Annotated in this window: 1 protein-coding gene; it reads right to left on the bottom strand. The window is 73.1% G+C overall.

Annotated elements, in window-relative coordinates; genetic code table 11:
* Nucleotides 1-221: 221 nt before the first annotated feature.
* A partial coding sequence (locus L810_RS43120; protein WP_042978443.1) for a FecR domain-containing protein occupies nt 222-980 on the bottom strand: 759 nt, incomplete at its 5' end.

The following is a 980-nucleotide window of genomic DNA, read 5'->3' as shown; positions in this document are numbered from 1 at the left end:
GCACCGGCGAGCCGGCGCGCGAGGTGCCCGGGCGCGGCGGGTGCGGCCGGGCGCGCGGCGCGCGGCAGATGTCGGTCGGGCGCCGGACGGCGCCGATACGTGAGACGGATGGAAACCATGATCGGGAAGTCGGTTGACGATGGGCCAGTGCTGCTTTCATTACCCATGTCACGCGAACATCGAGAAACAGCTCAGGTCGGCGGAAATTTTTTTCGACACGCTCAGGAACGGGCCGGCACGACCGTCGCCCAGTAGCGCGTCAGGTAGTGCACATCGATCGGCAACGTCGCCTTCAGCGTGTCGAGCACACGCGCGGGATCGTCGAGCGGATAGGTGCCCGACACGCGCAGGTCGGCCACGGCCGCATCGCAGCGCAGGCTGCCGCGGCGATAGCGGTCGAGCTCGGCGACGAGGTCGGCCAGCCGCATGCGCGACGCGACCAGCATGCCGCCCGTCCACGCGGACGCATACGCATCGAGCGGTGCCTGCACGCCGATCGCATCGCGCGTGAAATCCGCGCCCTCCCCGGCCGCGATCACGCGCGCGCGTGCCGCCGCGTCGTCCGGCTGCACGCGCACGGCACCGGCGAACACTTCGATTCGCGTCGCGCCGTCGCGCTGCCGCACCGCGAAGCGTGTGCCGAGCGGCCGCAACTCGCCTTGCGCGGTCGCGACGACGAGCGGCCGCGCGGGCACGCGATCGTCGTGACCGCTCGTCACCATGATCGTGCCGCGCAGCAGGCGCAGGCGGCGCGCGGCGGCGTCGAAACGCACGTCGAGCGCCGTGTCGGTATCGAGGACGACGACCGTGCGATCCGCGAGCGTCACCGTGCGCCGCTCGCCGACCGCCGTTCGCAGGTCCGCCGGCCAGATCGCCGCGCGCCGCGCGGGCTCGGCCATCCATGCGGCACCGCCCGCGAACAGCAGCACGGCCAGCGCCTTCACGGCCGCGCGGCGGCGGCCCGCACGCGGCGACAGCAG

The organism is Burkholderia sp. AU4i (genome assembly GCF_000466765.1).
GTDB lineage: Bacteria > Pseudomonadota > Gammaproteobacteria > Burkholderiales > Burkholderiaceae > Burkholderia > Burkholderia cepacia.
This window is presented reverse-complemented; position numbering and strand designations above follow the sequence as displayed.